The sequence below is a fragment of the Streptomyces thermoviolaceus genome (genome assembly GCF_045209695.1).
In the GTDB taxonomy this organism is placed as follows: Bacteria; Actinomycetota; Actinomycetes; order Streptomycetales; family Streptomycetaceae; genus Streptomyces; species Streptomyces thermoviolaceus.
In genome coordinates this window covers 5,415,647-5,430,811 of record NZ_CP109280.1, presented here as the reverse complement: position 1 = coordinate 5,430,811, position 15,165 = coordinate 5,415,647, and the positions used below count along the sequence as shown (strand labels likewise).

The 15,165-nt window shown below is 69.9% G+C and carries 12 protein-coding genes and 1 pseudogene; 9 read left to right on the top strand and 4 right to left on the bottom strand.

Annotation, left to right across the window (positions count from 1 at the left end):
- Nucleotides 1-101 precede the first annotated feature (101 nt).
- From OG899_RS23750 to OG899_RS23730, 5 genes are all read left to right on the top strand, one after another.
- Nucleotides 102-842, top strand: coding sequence for a class I SAM-dependent methyltransferase (locus OG899_RS23750; RefSeq protein WP_168131486.1), 741 nt, complete (start codon nucleotides 102-104; stop codon nucleotides 840-842).
- Between the two features lie 499 nt (nucleotides 843-1,341).
- Nucleotides 1,342-2,565, top strand: coding sequence for an Ig-like domain-containing protein (locus tag OG899_RS23745; RefSeq protein WP_185867832.1), 1,224 nt, complete (start codon nucleotides 1,342-1,344; stop codon nucleotides 2,563-2,565).
- Nucleotides 2,566-2,738: 173 nt separating this feature from the next.
- Nucleotides 2,739-3,743, top strand: coding sequence for a LacI family DNA-binding transcriptional regulator (locus tag OG899_RS23740; protein WP_168131485.1), 1,005 nt, complete (start codon nucleotides 2,739-2,741; stop codon nucleotides 3,741-3,743).
- Between the two features lie 95 nt (nucleotides 3,744-3,838).
- A complete protein-coding gene (hisD, locus tag OG899_RS23735; RefSeq protein ID WP_125497659.1) occupies nucleotides 3,839-5,161 on the top strand; it encodes a histidinol dehydrogenase in 1,323 nt (440 codons plus the stop codon).
- Between the two features lie 41 nt (nucleotides 5,162-5,202).
- Entirely contained in the window at nucleotides 5,203-6,570 is a 1,368-nt protein-coding gene (locus OG899_RS23730) for an MFS transporter (RefSeq protein WP_168131484.1), read from the top strand.
- Nucleotides 6,571-6,653: 83 nt separating this feature from the next.
- Here the strand turns inward: OG899_RS23730 and OG899_RS23725 are convergent, their stop codons facing one another.
- Entirely contained in the window at nucleotides 6,654-7,073 is a 420-nt protein-coding gene (locus tag OG899_RS23725; protein WP_168131483.1) for an SRPBCC family protein, read from the bottom strand.
- A 106-nt stretch (nucleotides 7,074-7,179) separates the two neighbouring features.
- Nucleotides 7,180-8,190, bottom strand: a complete 1,011-nt coding sequence (locus OG899_RS23720) for an aldo/keto reductase (protein ID WP_125497656.1) — start codon at nucleotides 8,188-8,190, stop codon at nucleotides 7,180-7,182.
- 692 nt (nucleotides 8,191-8,882) lie between these two features.
- Between OG899_RS23720 and OG899_RS23715 the strand changes: the two genes are divergently transcribed.
- From OG899_RS23715 to OG899_RS23705, 3 genes are all read left to right on the top strand, one after another.
- Nucleotides 8,883-9,302 (top strand): hypothetical protein, encoded by a 420-nt coding sequence (locus OG899_RS23715; protein ID WP_125497655.1) that lies wholly within the window; start codon nucleotides 8,883-8,885, stop codon nucleotides 9,300-9,302.
- A 12-nt stretch (nucleotides 9,303-9,314) separates the two neighbouring features.
- Nucleotides 9,315-10,175, top strand: a complete 861-nt coding sequence (locus OG899_RS23710) for an alpha/beta fold hydrolase (protein WP_125497654.1) — start codon at nucleotides 9,315-9,317, stop codon at nucleotides 10,173-10,175.
- A 111-nt stretch (nucleotides 10,176-10,286) separates the two neighbouring features.
- Nucleotides 10,287-11,060, top strand: coding sequence for an SDR family NAD(P)-dependent oxidoreductase (locus OG899_RS23705; protein WP_168131482.1), 774 nt, complete (start codon nucleotides 10,287-10,289; stop codon nucleotides 11,058-11,060).
- A gap of 114 nt (nucleotides 11,061-11,174) precedes the next feature.
- On the opposite strand, the gene OG899_RS23700 is transcribed toward OG899_RS23705, so the two are convergent.
- Nucleotides 11,175-12,608 (bottom strand): endo-1,4-beta-xylanase, encoded by a 1,434-nt coding sequence (locus OG899_RS23700; protein ID WP_125497652.1) that lies wholly within the window; start codon nucleotides 12,606-12,608, stop codon nucleotides 11,175-11,177.
- Nucleotides 12,609-13,369: 761 nt separating this feature from the next.
- Here OG899_RS23700 and OG899_RS23695 point away from each other — a divergent pair.
- A pseudogene (locus OG899_RS23695) lies at nucleotides 13,370-14,362 on the top strand (non-reducing end alpha-L-arabinofuranosidase family hydrolase); the annotation flags it as partial.
- A gap of 165 nt (nucleotides 14,363-14,527) precedes the next feature.
- On the opposite strand, the gene OG899_RS23690 reads toward OG899_RS23695, so the two are convergent.
- A complete protein-coding gene (locus OG899_RS23690; protein WP_125497651.1) occupies nucleotides 14,528-15,163 on the bottom strand; it encodes a DUF305 domain-containing protein in 636 nt (211 codons plus the stop codon).
- Nucleotides 15,164-15,165: the final 2 nt, after the last annotated feature.

Sequence of the window (15,165 nt, the reverse complement as noted above, 5' to 3'; positions counted from 1 at the left end):
CCGGCCGCCCCCATGCGCCGGTCGGTCGCTCGCTGCACCCGCGGCCGCAGGGAAGGAAAACCGGTCGACAGCGCTCACGACACCCGGCACAGTGACCCGACATGACGAGCAGTGAGCTGTGGAGCCGCGAGGCCGCCGAGCGCTACGACGCCGAGGAGACGGGGATGTTCTCGGCCGCCGTCGTCGGTCCGACCGTGGACTTCCTCGCCGGACTCGCCGGCGACGGCCCGGCCCTGGAGTTCGCGATCGGGACCGGACGGGTGGCCGTCCCACTGAGACGACGCGGCGTACCGGTGACCGGCATCGAACTGTCCGAGCACATGGCAGCGGTCCTGCGGCGCAAGGTCGACGAGGAGACCCTGCCGGTCGTCATCGGCGACATGGCCACGACCGTCGTGCCCGGCGCGTTCACCCTGGTGTACCTCGTGTACAACACGATCTCGAATCTGCTCACCCAGGACGAGCAGGTCGAGTGCTTCCGCAACGCCGCCCGTCATCTGCTGCCCGGCGGCCGCTTCGTCGTCGAGCTGGGGGTGCCGCCGCTGCGGTTCCTGCCGCCGGGACAGACCGCGGTGCCGTTCGACGTCTCCGAACGCCATCTCGGCTTCGACACCATCGACCCCGTCGCGCAGCTTCTCGTCTCCCACCACTTCACCCGTGACGGGGACGACGACCACTACCGCCGCGAGGCCTCACGGCACCGGTACGCATGGCCGGCCGAGCTGGACCTGATGGCGCGGCTGGCCGGGCTGGAGCTGGAGCGACGCGTCGCCGACTGGGACGGGACGCCGTTCACCCAGGAGTCCGAGAAGCACATCTCCGTGTGGCGCAAGCCGACCTGAGCCACGCAGGGCATGCCGTGCGGCCGGCCGCGACACCGGGTCACCGGACGCCGCGGCGCGGCGCGACGTCTGCAGGCGCCTTCCGCGCCCTTGTCCCTGCACCCACGTTCTGGTACCCGCGCTCTTCCGTACCATCGCCGTCGCCGATCCGCCGGGCGCGCCGATCCGCTGAGCGCAGGGCGCGGCCGGCGCCGCACCCACCGGCCCGGCACACGATCCGCACCTGCTCACGCAGCGCATGCATCCGCACACCGGGCCGCACCGCGCCCGTCACACGCCACGCGCCCCAGTCCACCGGATCACCGGCCGGCAGTGCGATCGGCCGTGCGCGGCGGAAACCACGTGTCCCTCGCCACAAAACGTCCGATTAGGGATGAATGAACTCCTATATGCGGTTTGATGGTTGCTGGTGCTCCTGCAGCGGCCTGCTCCAGGAGTCGCACGACCAGCGGCATGGGAGAAGCGGTTGATCACGGCACGTGCACGACGCACCCGGCTCATGACCGGGGCCGGCGCACTGGGCGCCGTCCTGGCACTGAGCGCCCTCGGCGGTACGAGCGTCGCCGCCACCGGCGACGACGCCCCCGGTTCCCGCCCGGCGGCGCAGAGCCCGGCGACCCAGAGCCCGCCCGCACAGCCGCCCACCCAGGACGTCTCCGACGCCCGGATACAGATCACGCCGCAGCACGGCACCTACGGGGTCGGGGTGGACGACCCGGTGCGGGTGACCGTCGCCGACGGCACGCTCACCAAGGTCACCATGACCGCCGTCGCCACCGGGGAGCAGGTCGCGGGCGCTCTGTCCGCCGACGGCACCTCCTGGCAGGCGACCGGCCCCCTGCAGCGGGCCACCCGGTATCAGATCGCCGCCGAGGCGCAGGACGCCGAGGGGCGTGCCGTCGACTCCTACGCCACGATCACCACCACCTCCCCGGCCAACGACTTCCTCGGGCACGTCTCCCCCGAGGACGGCTCGACCGTCGGCGTGGGCATGCCGGTGTCGGTCAGCTTCCCCCAGGCGATCCGCGACAAGGCCGCCGTGGAGTCCGAGTTCCAGGTCAGCTCCAGCAGCGGCCAGCAGGTCGTCGGTCACTGGTTCAACGACTACCGCCTCGACTTCCGCCCCGAGAGCTACTGGAAGGCGGGCTCCACCGTCACCGTCAGGATGAGGGCGCACGGCGAGGAGAGGACGGTGACGTTCAAGGTCGGCCGGAGCCAGGTCAGCACGGTCGACGCCCGGACCAAGCAGATGACCGTCCAACGGGACGGCAAGACGATCACAACCGTCCCGATCACCTCCGGCAGCCCCGAGCATCCGACGTACAACGGCCAGATGGTGATCTCCGAGAAGTACCGGCAGATCCGCATGAACGCCGCCACCGTCGGCCTCACCGACAAGGACGGCAAACCGGCCTACAACATCGCGGCCGTACCGCACGCCATGCGGCTGACCGATTCGGGCACGTTCATCCACGGCAACTACTGGGGTGCCGACTCCGTCTTCGGCTCGGTCAACACCAGTCACGGCTGCGTGGGCCTGAAGGACGTCGCGGGCGGCGGCGACGACCGGCAGCCTGCCGCGTGGTTCTTCGACAACTCGATGATCGGCGACGTCGTGATCGTCAAGAACTCCTCGGACACGTCCAAGCTGGCACCGGGCAACGGCTACAGCGACTGGAACATGCCCTGGAGCCAGTGGGTCGCCGGCAGCGCCACCCGCTGATCCGCGCGCCGCACTCCGGGCGGGGCTTCGGCCGCCGTACAGGTCCTCGTTCCTTCGCATGCGGACACCCACCGTTGCGCGGCACGTCCGCCCGGCCCGCGCACCCACGACGGGTGCATCACCCGCCCGGGCGGCCCGTATCCTTGATCCGAAAACCATCGGAGGAAGGACCCATGGGCCGGCGGCGGACCGTCACCAGCGTGCAGATCGCCCGTGAAGCGGGGGTCGCGCAGTCGACGGTGTCCCGTGTCCTCAATGGCGGCAGCGTCTCCGAGGAGACCCGGCGGCGGGTGCTGGACGTGGTCGCCAAGTACGACTTCCAGCCCAGCCAGGCGGCGCGCAGCCTCGTGGGGACGCGTTCCGGGCTGATCGGCGTGGTCATCCGGGATCTGACCAACCCGTTCTACCCGGTGATGGTCAAGGCCGTGGAGCGTGTGCTGCACCAGCAGGGGCTGCGCCTGTCACTGGTGACGGATGTGATGACCCCGGAGGAAGGGCTGGCACTGCTGCGCCGCGAAGGCGTGGACGGGGTCGTGTTCACCTCGGCGGTCCAGGACGATCCGCTGGCCCATCGCATGCTCAAGCACGACATCCCCGTGGTGCTGTGCCACCGCACCCTGGAGGACTTCCCGGCCGACCAGGTGGAAGCGGACAACGCCACGGCCGGCCGCCTGGCCGCCGACCACCTGCTGAGCCTGGGGCACCGTCACGTCGGGATGGTGTGCGGCTCGGCCGGGGCGAGCACGGCGCAGCAGCGCGGTGCCGCGTTCCGCGACCGCCTCCGGGCCCACGGCGACGTCACCCTGACCGAGGTCGACGGGGACTACGACTACGCCACCGCCTACGGAGCGGTGCGCACGCTGCTGTCCGGTGACCGGCGGCCCACCGCGTTGTTCTGCCACAACGACATCATGGCCTACGCGGCGCTCAACGCCGCCGCGGCCGCCGGTGTGCGGGTGCCGGACGAGCTGAGCGTGGTGGGCTGCGACGACGTGCCCCTGTCGGCGTGGGAGCGCATCGATCTGACGACGGTGCGCCAGCCCTTGGAGCGGATCGCCCAGGTCGGCGTCGAGCTGCTGGTGCAGCGGCTGGACGAGCCGGATCTGCCGCCCCGGCGCGAGGTGCTGCCGGTGGAGTTCGTCGAGCGTTCGACGACCGCTCCGGCATCCCGTATCTGAGACCACCTCTTGACGCCTTGCCCGTCCGCACACCATGCTCTGGATACGTATCCATTGGATACGTATCCATCCCTCCCCGAGCAAAGGAGACGGGCGTGTCCCGCACTCTCAAGGCCGCCATCACCTCGTCCACGGCCCCGTCCGGCAACGACAGCGTCGGGCAGGCCGTCCGTGAACTGATCGCCGACGTCCGCGCGCGGGGCGACGCGGCCGTCCGCGAGCTGTCGGCACGTTTCGACGGGTGGGAGCCGGAGACCTTCCGCCTCGACGAGGCGCAGCTGGAGAAGATCATCAGCACACTGGACCCTCAGGTCGTCGAGGACATCGAGACCGTCCAGGCCAACGTCCGCCGCTTCGCCGAGGCACAGCGCGCGTCGATGTCGGAGCTAGAGATCGAGACCGCGCCGGGTGTGTTCCTCGGCCACCGCCACCTGCCGGTCCAGTCCGTCGGCGCCTACGTGCCGGGCGGCCGCTACCCGCTGACGGCCTCCGCGCACATGACGATCGTGACCGCCAAGGCCGCCGGTGTGCCGCGGGTGATCGCCTGCACGCCGCCGATCCGCGGCGAGATCCCCGCCGCGACCGTGGCGGCGATGCACCTGGCCGGCGCGGACGAGATCTACCTCCTCGGCGGTGTGCAGGCGATCGCCGCGATGAGTGTCGGCACCGAGACGATCTCCCCGGTCGACATGCTCGCCGGGCCGGGCAACGCCTATGTGGCCGAGGCCAAGCGCCAGCTCTTCGGCGAGGTCGGCATCGATCTGTTCGCCGGCCCCACGGAGATCCTGATCGTGGCCGACGACGAGGCCGACCCGTTCATCGTCGCCGTCGACCTGCTCTCGCAGGCCGAGCACGGCCCGGACTCCCCCGCCGTGCTGGTCACCACCAGCGAGCGGGTGGCCACCGAGGTGCAGCGGCACATCGAGGAGATCCTGCCCGGCCTGCAGACCGCCGACATCGCCGGCCCGGCCTGGCGCGACCACGGCCAGATCGTCCTGGCCGACGACCTGGACGAGGCCTACCGCATCGCGGACTCCTTCGCCTCCGAGCACGTGCAGATCCTCACCGCGAACCCGCGTGAGGCGCTGGAGAAGATGCACACCTACGGCGCCCTGTTCCTCGGCGAGGGCACCTGTGTCTCCTACGGGGACAAGGTGATCGGCACCAACCATGTGCTGCCGACCCGGGGCGCCGCCCGTTACACCGGTGGCCTGTGGGTGGGCAAGTACCTGCGGACGGTGACCTACCAGGAGGTGCGCGACGCGAAGTCGTCCGCGGACCTCGGGGTGCTCTGCGGGCGGGCCGCCCGTGTCGAGCTGTTCGAGGGGCACGCCCGCTCCGGCGACGTCAGGGCGGCGAAGTACGCGGGTGTGCCGCTGGACTGGACCGACCACTACGCCGAGACGACGCGCGCCTGAGACGGCCGCCCCGCCCCGCTCCCCCGATCAACGGAGATCACATGCCCACCGCCGCTACCCCGACGCCGGAGCAGATCCGCCGTCGATCCCTGCAGTCCGGCACCGTCGGTGCGATCGTCGAGTGGTACGAGTACACGGTCTACGGCGTCACCGCCGCGCTGGTGTTCGGGCGACTGTTCTTCCCGGATCTGTCGCCCGGCATCGGCCAGATCGTCTCGCTGGCCACCTTCGGTGTGGGCTTCCTGGCCCGCCCGGTCGGCGCCTTCGTCGCGGGCCACCTCGGAGACCGGATCGGACGCAAGTCCACGCTGATCCTCACCTTCTCCGTCATGACCACGGCGACGGCGGCGATCGGCCTGGTGCCGACCTACCGTCAGATAGGTGTGGCGGCGCCGCTGCTGCTGTGCGTGCTGCGGCTCGTCCAGGGGTTCGCGGTCGGCGGCGAGTGGGGCGGGGCGGCCATCGTGGCCGTGGAGAACGCGCCGCGGGAACGGCGCGGATACTTCGGGGCGTGGCCGCAGATCGGGGTGTCCGCGGGTCTGCTGCTGGGCACGGCCGCGGTGTCGTTCGCCTCGTGGCTGTCCGGTGACGCCTTCGACCAGTGGGGGTGGCGGCTGCCGTTCCTGCTCAGTGTGATCCTCGCCGGCATCGGCTTCTTCATCCGGCTGCGGGCCACCGAGTCCCCGGCCTTCCTCGCGGAGAAGGCGAGGAGGGACGCCGAGCTGGAACGCCGCAAGGCGCCGGCCGCGACCCTCTTCCGCGACCACCGCAAGCCGCTGCTGATCACGGTGTTCGGCCGGTTCGCGGAGGCCGGGAACTACTACCTGTTCACCACGTTCATCCTGTCCTACGTCACCAGCACGCTCGGTGTCCCGGAGCGTTACGGCCTGACGGCGTCCATGATCGGCGCGGCTGTGAACATCGTGATGATCCCGGTGTTCGGGGCGGTGTCCGACCGCATCGGCCGGGTGCGGACGTTCCTCATCGGCGGCGCCCTGATCGTGGTCACCACCTGGCCGGTCTTCGCGCTGGTGCACACCGGCCGGCTGTGGGCGATCGTGGGCGGGGTGGTCCTCTTCCTCGCCCTGGGGCACGCCATGGTCTACGCTCCCCTGCCCGCGCTGTACTGCGAGATGTTCCCCACCTCGGTGCGCTACTCCGGCATCTCGGTCGGATACCAGGCGGCCTCGATCCTGCTGGCGAGCTTCACGCCCGCCCTGGCCAGTGCGATGGTGCTGTGGGCCGACGGCAGCCTGTGGATGGTCGTCGCCTTCGCGATCGTCACGACGCTGATCGCCATGGCGGCGATCGCCTTCGCCCCCGACCGCCGGGACCGCGAGCTGGACGAGATCGGCACCCTGGCCACGCACCGACGGGACACACCTGCCGTGGCGTCGTCCCGTCCCTGAGCGGCAGCACGCACGACGGCCCGGGCACGCGAGGACGTGCCCGGGCCGTGGGTGCTGTCGTCGGTGCGGCGCCCCGTGTGCCGTCAGGCCGCGAACGCCTGGTGCAGGGCGTCGAGGCCGTCGCGGTAGATGCCGGTGAACAGCTCCACCACCTCCTCCTCCGTGGCCCCGTCGGGGACGAACCGTCCGGACCACTGCACCTCGGTGATGTCGTCCCGGCCGGGCACGGCGTGGACCCGGAGGGTGGAAAGGTAGCCGGTGACGGGGAACGGAGTTTCGAGGATCGCGTAGCTGTACTGGCGCTCGACGTCGTCGAAGTGCACCAGCCGTTCGACGATCACGTCGCCGTCCGGGTTCTCCAGCCGACGGACCCGACCGCCCTCCTGCAAGGTGCTCTTCGGGATGTAGGGGAGCCAGTCGGGCAGCGAGCCGAAGCCGCCGATGAGGTCCCACACCTTCTGCGGCGAGGCAGGAATGGTGCGGCTGACCGAGGTCGATGCCATGTCGCTTCTCTTTCTGAGCGTGTGCGGGGTGCGGTGACCCGGCGGCCGTCGTGCGCTTGCAGCGCCGTGGACCGCACGGCCGCCCGGCCGCCGGGTGACGGTGGGGTCAGGCGCCCTCGGGGAGCGGGGCAGCGGGGCTGACCAGGCCGGCGGCGCGCAGTTCCTGCCAGAACGCGGCCGGGATCTTCTCGGTCAGCGCGGCGGTGTCCTCCGCGATACGGCTGGGGCGGGTGGCGCCGGGGACGACGGCAGCGGCCGTCGGGTGGGCCAGGGAGAACTGCAGGGCGGCGGCCTTGATCCCGACACCGTGCTTCTCGGCGAGGGCCTTGAGCTTGCCGACCCGCTCGACGATCTCCGGGGGTGCCTGCTGGTACTCGAAGTGGGAGCCGCCGGCGAGGATGCCGGAGCTGTAGGGGCCGCCCACGACCATGTCGACGTTCTGTTCCTGGGCCATCGGCAGCAGGCGCTGCAGGGCGTGCTCGTGGTCGAGAAGCGTGTAGCGGCCCGCGAGGAGGAAGCCGTCGGGCTGCGGCTCGTCGAGGGCGAGGGTCAGCTCGATGGGCTCGGTGCGGTTGACACCCAGGCCCCAGGCCTTGATGACACCCTCGTCACGCAGGCGGGACAGGACGCGGAAGGCGCCGGTACGGGCTTCCTCGAACTTCTGCAGCCACAGGTCGCCGTGGAAGTCCTGGGCGATGTCGTGGACCCAGACGATGTCGAGACGGTCGACGCCGAGGCGGTTGAGGCTGTCCTCGATGGAGCGTTCGGTGGCCTCGGCGGTCCACTCGTGGACGATCTTGTTCGGGTTGCCGTGCTCGAACAGCCCGCCCTTCTCCCCGAGATCGCGGGCACCCTCCTCCAGCTCGTCGAGGATGACCCGGCCGACCTTGGTGGACAGCACGTAGGAGTCACGGGGCTTGGTGGAGAGCACCTGACCGAGCCGGGTCTCCGCCAGACCGGCCCCGTAGAACGGGGCGGTGTCGAAGTAGCGGATACCGTGGTCCCAGGCGGCCTCCACGGTGGCGAGGGCCTCGTCGTCGGGTATGGCACGGAACATGTTGCCGAGCGGTGCGGTGCCGAATCCGAGTCGGCCGGGCAGGATTCCGGAAAGTGACATGACCAACTTGCCTTTGCGGGTGTGAGGGGTGCCGGTGGAGTGTGCCCGTCCGCGCACCGGCGGCATCGGTGGCACCGGAACCGGACAGGCAGCGATTCACCGGTCGGACAGCGCCCTCACGTATAAATGCGAGCACCGCTTACATGCGTCGACAATAATTGCTTACGCGGGCTAATGCAAGATGTGCCCGCAGATGTCCCCGACAGGCGGGTACCCGCCCGGGTGCGCACGGCTCGCCGCATGTCCCGTTGCTCGGCTCGCTGCTCCTCCGTGGCCGCGATTCGCCGCGGCGGCGCCGGCACGCACAGCCGCGAGCCCGACAGGCGAGCAGCTCCGGAGCGTGGTACGCATGCAGTGAGGAATCGAGAGGTGTCGCCATGGACAACGGGCGACCAGGCCGGACCGGCACGCGAGCGGCGGAACCCCGAGACGGACGATCTCACCTTCCCGACGGCGATGCCGTCACCCCCGACGCACCGGCATGCCGAGCGGCGAGCGTCCCGACGGCATGTGTGCCGGCCGTTCCGGCACGTGTTTCCGGCCGTTCTGCTCCCGTGGGCCCATGAGCGCGGCCACACGCCCGCGGCACCGGCGGGACACCGGCAGGCCGGTGCCGGCCCTGCACCGGCCCCGTCGGCCGGATCCGCCGTCCCGAGCGGGAAACACCCCGTGAGAACTCCGTGAGGTGGGACATGACGTCAGCGACCACGGATCCGGTGGAGGAGTTCCGCCGGCTGTCCGACGACGACCCGGAGCTGCGGGCCCACGGCGCGTATTACTCCTGCACTTTTCTGCTGGACATGGAGGAGCACCGCTTCCTGGTGCGCATGCACCGGGGGCGGGTGGAGGAGCTGGTCACCGACCCCGAGCCGCTGACCGCCCACGACTTCGCGATCCGCGCGAGCGCGGACACATGGCGGGGTTTCTGCAGTCCGACGCCGCCGCCGATGTGTCACGGCATCTGGGCCGCCACGTTCCGGCGGGGGATGCGTCTGGAGGGCGACCTGCTCGTGCTGATGCAGAACCTGCGGTGCGTGACCCGTCAGCTGGAACTGCTGCGTGTGACGGGTCCGCTCGTCCCGGCCCACCGGGACTCGGCCCCGTCCGACTGATGAGGAGGTGCCATGACCGTCGGAAGGATCTCTCCGGTGACGGGCCACTACGTCGGCATCGAGGTGGAGGGCGTCCAGTACCGGGTCTTCTACCTGGAGAACGGCACGGGGCAGCCACTGGTGTGCCAGCACACCGCGGGCTGCCACAACCATCAGTGGCTGGGCCTGCTCGAGGACGAGGAGATCACCGGCCGTTACCGGGTGATCGCCTATGACCTCGCACGGCACGGCAAATCCGATCCGCCGCTCGACCGGGAGTGGTGGAAGGAGGAGTACCGGCTCACCGCGGACCACTTCACCGCGTTCATCGTGGCCTTCTGCGACGCCCTGGAGCTGGAGGAACCGATCTTCATGGGGTCGTCCTTCGGTGGCAATGTCGCGCTGCAACTGGCACTGCGGCATCCCGACCGGTTCAAGGCCGTCATCCCGGTGGAGGGAGCCGACCACGCCCCCGGCTTCTACCTCGACTGGTGGCAGCATCCCCATGCCAACGCCGCCCAGGTGTGCGCCAGCGGCGTGTGGGATCTCATGGCACCGCAGTCCCCGGAGCACGACCGCTGGGCCACGTGGTTCTACTACACCCAGGGGTCGGAGGCGTTCAAGGGCGACCTCTACTTCTACTCCGTCGATCACGACCTGCGGGGGCGGCTCGGCGAGATCGACGGCGAACGCTGCCCGGTCGTCATGCTCACCGGTGAGTACGACTACCTCACCACCCCGGAGGACGGACGGCGCACCGCGGACGCGATCCGGGGAGCGGAGTTCATCGAGATGAGGGAGATCGGCCACTTCCCGATGAGCGAGAACTACCCGCGCTTCGCCCCGTACCTCCGGCAGGCGCTCCAGCGCATCGAACAGCGCACCGGCGGATAGCCGGATGCGGACCGGTGCGACGGCCCCGGGCCGGGTGCCGGCACCGTCGCCCACACCCGACTGTGAGCGGTGGACCGGCCGGCCGCAGCACCTCCGAGGAGTACTCGACCGATGAAAATGGATTTGAGTGGACGCAGGGCCCTGGTCACCGGCTCCACCTCCGGCATCGGCGAGGCCACGGCCGAGTCGCTGGCCGCCGCGGGCGCCGATGTCGTGGTCAACGGGCGAGATCCCGATCGTGTCGACCGCACCGCCGAACGGCTCGGGGCCACGGGAGTCACCGCGGACGTCGGCACCGCGGAGGGCGTCCGCGCCCTGACCGAGCAGGTGCCCGACGTCGACGTCCTGGTGAACAACGCCGGGGTGTTCGCCGCCCGGCCGGTCTTCGAGATACCCGACGCGGAGTGGGTGCGCTTCTTCGAGGTCAATGTGCTCTCGGGGATCCGTCTGGCACGCCACTACGCTCCGCGGATGGTGGAACGCGGCTGGGGGCGGATCGTGTTCGTCAGCAGCGAGGCCGGGATCCAGACACCCACGGTCATGGTGCACTACGGAATGACCAAGACGGCGCAGCTGGCGGTGTCCCGCGGGATGGCGCAGCAGGTCGCGGGGAGCGGCGTCACGGTCAACTGTGTGCTGCCCGGGCCGACCTTGAGCGCCGGCGTGCGGAGGATGTGGGACGAGCTGTACCCGGGTGTCGACCCCGCCGAGCAGGAGCGGAGATTCGTCGCCGAGGGCCGGGCCGCGGACTCCCTGCTGAAACGCCTGATCCGTCCGGAGGAAGTGGCCCGTCTGATCACCTATCTGGCGACGGACCACTCCTCGGCGACCACCGGCTCCGCGCTCGGCGTCGACGGTGGCATGGTGCCCACCATCTTTCCCTGACCGGCGGCTGTTCCCGAGCAGGCGCGGCACACGTGTGCTATCGGCGCGGGCTGGCGGCCGCGTGCGGCGGGGCGCCGGAGCGTTCCGCCTCCGGCGTCCGCGCCGCATGCCGTGTCAGGAGACGGTCCAGCGCTGGTTGTCGGCGTACGAGCAGGTGTAGAGCTGGACCGGGGTGCTGTTGCCCGTGCCGGCGGCGTCCAGGCACAGGCCCGACTGGACACCGACGATGGTGCCGTCGGAGTTCACGCGCCACTTCTGGTTGTCGCCGCCCCAGCAGCTGTAAATTTGAACACGCGTTCCATTTCCGGTGCCGCCGGCGTCCAGGCACTTGTTGCCGTAGACCCTGAACTCGCCGGCGTCGGTGTAGGTCCACTGCTGGTTGGTGCCGCCGTGGCAGTCATAGAGCTGGACTGCTGTGCCGTCGGCGGTGCCGGCACCGGAGACGTCGAGGCACCGGCCCGACGCGGCGTTCTTGATCTGTCCGGACCCGCCGTCCTCCGGAGGTTCGCCGGAGGAGCCGCCGTTGAGCGCGTCGAGAACGGCGGAGTAGGCAGGCTTCTTGCTGCCGTCGCCGTTGAACAGCAGCGGGGTGTCACCCGACCGCCAGGAGTCGGTGTCGCGCACACCCCAGACGGTGATGCCCAGGCAGCGCGAGACGGCCAGGCAGTCGTTGACCACGTTGGCGTACGTCGTGGGCGAGGCACCCTGGATGTCGAGTTCGGTGATGGCCACGTCGACACCGAGCGCCGCGAAGCTCTGCAGGGTGGTGCGGAAGTTGCTGTCGTACGGGCTGCCGCTGTTGAAGTGCGACTGGAAGCCGACGCAGTCGATCGGTACGCCGCGCTGCTTGAAGTCGCGGACCATGTTGTACACGGCCTGGGTCTTGGCCCAGGTCCAGTTCTCGATGTTGTAGTCGTTGTAGCAGAGCTTGGCGGACGGGTCGGCGGCGCGCGCGGTGCGGAAGGCGACCTCGATCCAGTCGTTGCCGGTGCGCTGCAGGTTGGAGTCGCGCCGGGCTCCCGAGTTCCCGTCCTCGAAGGCCTCGTTCACGACGTCCCACTGGGCGATCTTGCCCTTGTAGTGGTTCATCACGCCGTTGATGTGGTCGATCATCGCCTGGCGCAGGTCACTGCCGCTCAGGCTCTGCATCCAGTACGGCTGCTGGGAGTGCCAGGCCAGGGTGTGGCCGCGCACCTCTTTGCCGTTCTGCACCGCCCAGTTGTAGACGCGGTCGCCGGCGGAGAAGTCGAACTGCCCGCGCTGCGGTTCGGTGGCGTCGATCTTCATCTCGTTCTCGGCCGTCACCATGTTGAACTCGCGGCTGGCGATCGACGTGTACGTCGAGTCGCTCAGCCTGCCCGCGGCGATGGCGGTGCCGAAGTAACGGCCGCTCTGAGCCGCGGCCGCACCGAGCGTGCTCTCGGCGGCGTGCGCGGTCGGCGGTGTGCTCAGCGTGGCGCCCAGACCGAGGACGCCCGCGGCCAGCGCCCACAGCGCGCCGCGGATCCTTTGGCGGAGAGCCGGTCTGGGAAGGGCGTGAGAGCCCATGGGTCTGCCTCCAAGGTAGACGTCACGGAACGAGCGAGGCGCAGGGGGGAGACACCGTCCGCTTCCACGGGCGGACGGACGGGTCGGCCCCGGACCCCGGGCTGCACATGCGCACCGGCCACTGCCGTGGTGTGGACCTCACTGACGTACCACGGCATGACGCGGGTGCTTCGTACGCGGCTCTGTCGTGCGGCACGGGTGCTCGGGACCGACATGGTTGCGCGGCTCGGTGCAGGATCGGTTTCCCCGACAGGATGATTGAGACTTGACGGTGTCTCGTCAACCCGCTGGACGGAGAATCTTTCCGGTTTTCTTTCGAAACTTTCGAAGATCATTTCTGCCGAGGCGGTACGTCGGCGCAGCCGCGGCGCTCCCGGCGAGACAGGGCCGCAGACGGACGAGGACAGGAAAGGTCTCCTGCCGAATCCCCTGTCAACACCGCGTTCAGGCCGACTTGGTTCGCTCGCCGACTCCCGGGGGAGGCATCCGGGGCAGCCCTGTGCCGCCCCGACGAGAGAAAGCCCTGTGTGGACGGATGACTGCGGCGGGGCTTGACCGGCGGCCTCCGCTTACCTAGCTTGTGGCGTCACACACCGGCAAACACAACGAAACATTCGAGGCACCACCGCCGGCACCGCACCCGCTCCCGAGGAGGGCCTCCGTTGTCGTTCCACCGCTCGCTGCCGTTCCGTCCCAAACGCCTGTTCGGGGTTCTGGCGCCCTTGCTGCTGGCCGGCGTCATGAGCACCCAGCCCGCCGGCGCCGCGACCGTCGTCCCGAGCGACGACGTGCAAGGCACCGGCCGGCAGTCACAGCTGACCGACGGTTTCGGCACACGCGCATCGTGCGAGCTTCCGTCCACCTACCGCTGGACCTCGACGGGCGCCCTGGCCCAGCCCAGGTCCGGATGGGTCTCGCTCAAGGACTTCACCGTCGTCCCCTACAACGGCCAACACCTCGTCTACGCGACCACGCACGACACCGGGACGCGATGGGGCTCGATGAACTTCGAGCCGTTCGGCGACTGGTCGCAGATGGCCACGGCCCGTCAGAACGCGATGAACAGCCCCACCGTGGCCCCCACGCTCTTCTACTTCGCACCGAAGGACATCTGGGTGCTCGCCTACCAGTGGGGCGGAAGCGCCTTCTCCTACCGTACGTCGCACGATCCCACCGACCCGAACGGCTGGTCGTCCGAACAGGTGCTGTTCTCCGGAAGCATCGCCGACTCCGCGACCGGACCCATCGACCAGACGCTCATCGGCGACGACACCCACATGTATCTGTTCTTCGCCGGTGACAACGGCAAGATCTACCGGGCCAGCATGCCGATCGGCGACTTCCCGGGCAGCTTCGGCTCGACCGCGACGGTCGTCATGAGCGATACGCGGAACAACCTGTTCGAAGCCCCGCAGGTCTACAAGCTCCAGGGGCAGAACCGCTACCTGATGATCGTCGAGGCGATCGGCGCCCAGGGGCAGCGCTACTTCCGCTCGTTCACGGCCACCAGCCTGGACGGCGAGTGGACGCCCCAGGCCACGTCCGAGAGCAACCCGTTCGCCGGCAAGGCCAACAGCGGTGCCACCTGGACCGACGACATCAGCCACGGGGAACTGATCCGCACCACTGCCGATCAGACCATGACCGTCGACCCCTGCAACCTGCAGCTGCTCTACCAGGGGCGCGACCCCGGCTCCGGCGGCACCTACGACCTTCTGCCCTACCGTCCGGGCCTGCTGACGCTGCAGCGCTGAGGGTCTTCACGCAGGGCCGCCCCACCAGCATCCGGCCCGCCGGGCCGGGCGGACACCGCGCAGGTGCCGCCCCGGTCCGGCGGGCCCGGGTCGTCGCCGCCTCCCTCGTCCGGGCCGCCGCCGCACCGCGAGCCCGGCCGCGGGGAGTGACGGACCGCGGGACGGTCAGGTCGTCCGCGCCTCGGTCCTCGTCGCCTTCGTCCTGTCGTCCAGCATCTGCTGCATCATCTGGACCTGCGCGTACTGGTTGGCCAGCATGTCGGTCGCCCACGTCTGCAGGGTCTCGTCGGTGCCGTTGGCGAGCACGTCCTCCAGCATGCCGATCGCCCCGTTGTGATGCTTGATCATCAGCCGCAGGTACTGCACGTCGAAGGCGTCGCCCGTGGCCGCGCTCAGCTGGTCGAGCTCCTCGGGGGTGGCCATCCCCATCATCTCGACCATCATCGGATCCTGCAGCATCTCCTCGTACGCCCGCTGAGGATCCGTCTTCTCCAGGCCGTTCCACTCCTGCCACGACTGCATCATGTAGATCTCGAGACCCTGCTCGACGTCGATGCGGTCGGCGAGCGCCCGCACATCGCTGTCGCCGGACCTCGACGGGGCCATCCGGCTCAGGACGAGTGCCTGCTGGTGGTGCGGGATCATCATGGCGACGAACTGTGCATCGGCCTCGTTCGCCGTCACCTGCGCGTGCGTCGACGCCGGGTCGGCCCCGGCCGCCGTGGCCGCGGGCATGTGCCCGGTCTGTGCGCCGGCGGACGTTCCGGTGACGCCGAGCAGGCAGGCTGCCGTCAGCAACACGC

What these genes read in the sequence shown, in the direction of transcription:
- OG899_RS23705 (WP_168131482.1), top strand. Translation starts at nt 10,287, where the DNA reads ATGAAAATGGATTTGAGTGGACGCAGGGCCCTGGTCACCGGCTCCACC.
- OG899_RS23715 (WP_125497655.1), top strand. Translation starts at nt 8,883, where the DNA reads ATGACGTCAGCGACCACGGATCCGGTGGAGGAGTTCCGCCGGCTGTCC.
- OG899_RS23700 (WP_125497652.1), bottom strand. Translation starts at nt 12,608, where the DNA reads ATGGGCTCTCACGCCCTTCCCAGACCGGCTCTCCGCCAAAGGATCCGC.
- OG899_RS23745 (WP_185867832.1), top strand. Translation starts at nt 1,342, where the DNA reads ATGACCGGGGCCGGCGCACTGGGCGCCGTCCTGGCACTGAGCGCCCTC.
- OG899_RS23730 (WP_168131484.1), top strand. Translation starts at nt 5,203, where the DNA reads ATGCCCACCGCCGCTACCCCGACGCCGGAGCAGATCCGCCGTCGATCC.
- OG899_RS23710 (WP_125497654.1), top strand. Translation starts at nt 9,315, where the DNA reads ATGACCGTCGGAAGGATCTCTCCGGTGACGGGCCACTACGTCGGCATC.
- OG899_RS23750 (WP_168131486.1), top strand. Translation starts at nt 102, where the DNA reads ATGACGAGCAGTGAGCTGTGGAGCCGCGAGGCCGCCGAGCGCTACGAC.
- OG899_RS23725 (WP_168131483.1), bottom strand. Translation starts at nt 7,073, where the DNA reads ATGGCATCGACCTCGGTCAGCCGCACCATTCCTGCCTCGCCGCAGAAG.
- OG899_RS23740 (WP_168131485.1), top strand. Translation starts at nt 2,739, where the DNA reads ATGGGCCGGCGGCGGACCGTCACCAGCGTGCAGATCGCCCGTGAAGCG.
- OG899_RS23720 (WP_125497656.1), bottom strand. Translation starts at nt 8,190, where the DNA reads ATGTCACTTTCCGGAATCCTGCCCGGCCGACTCGGATTCGGCACCGCA.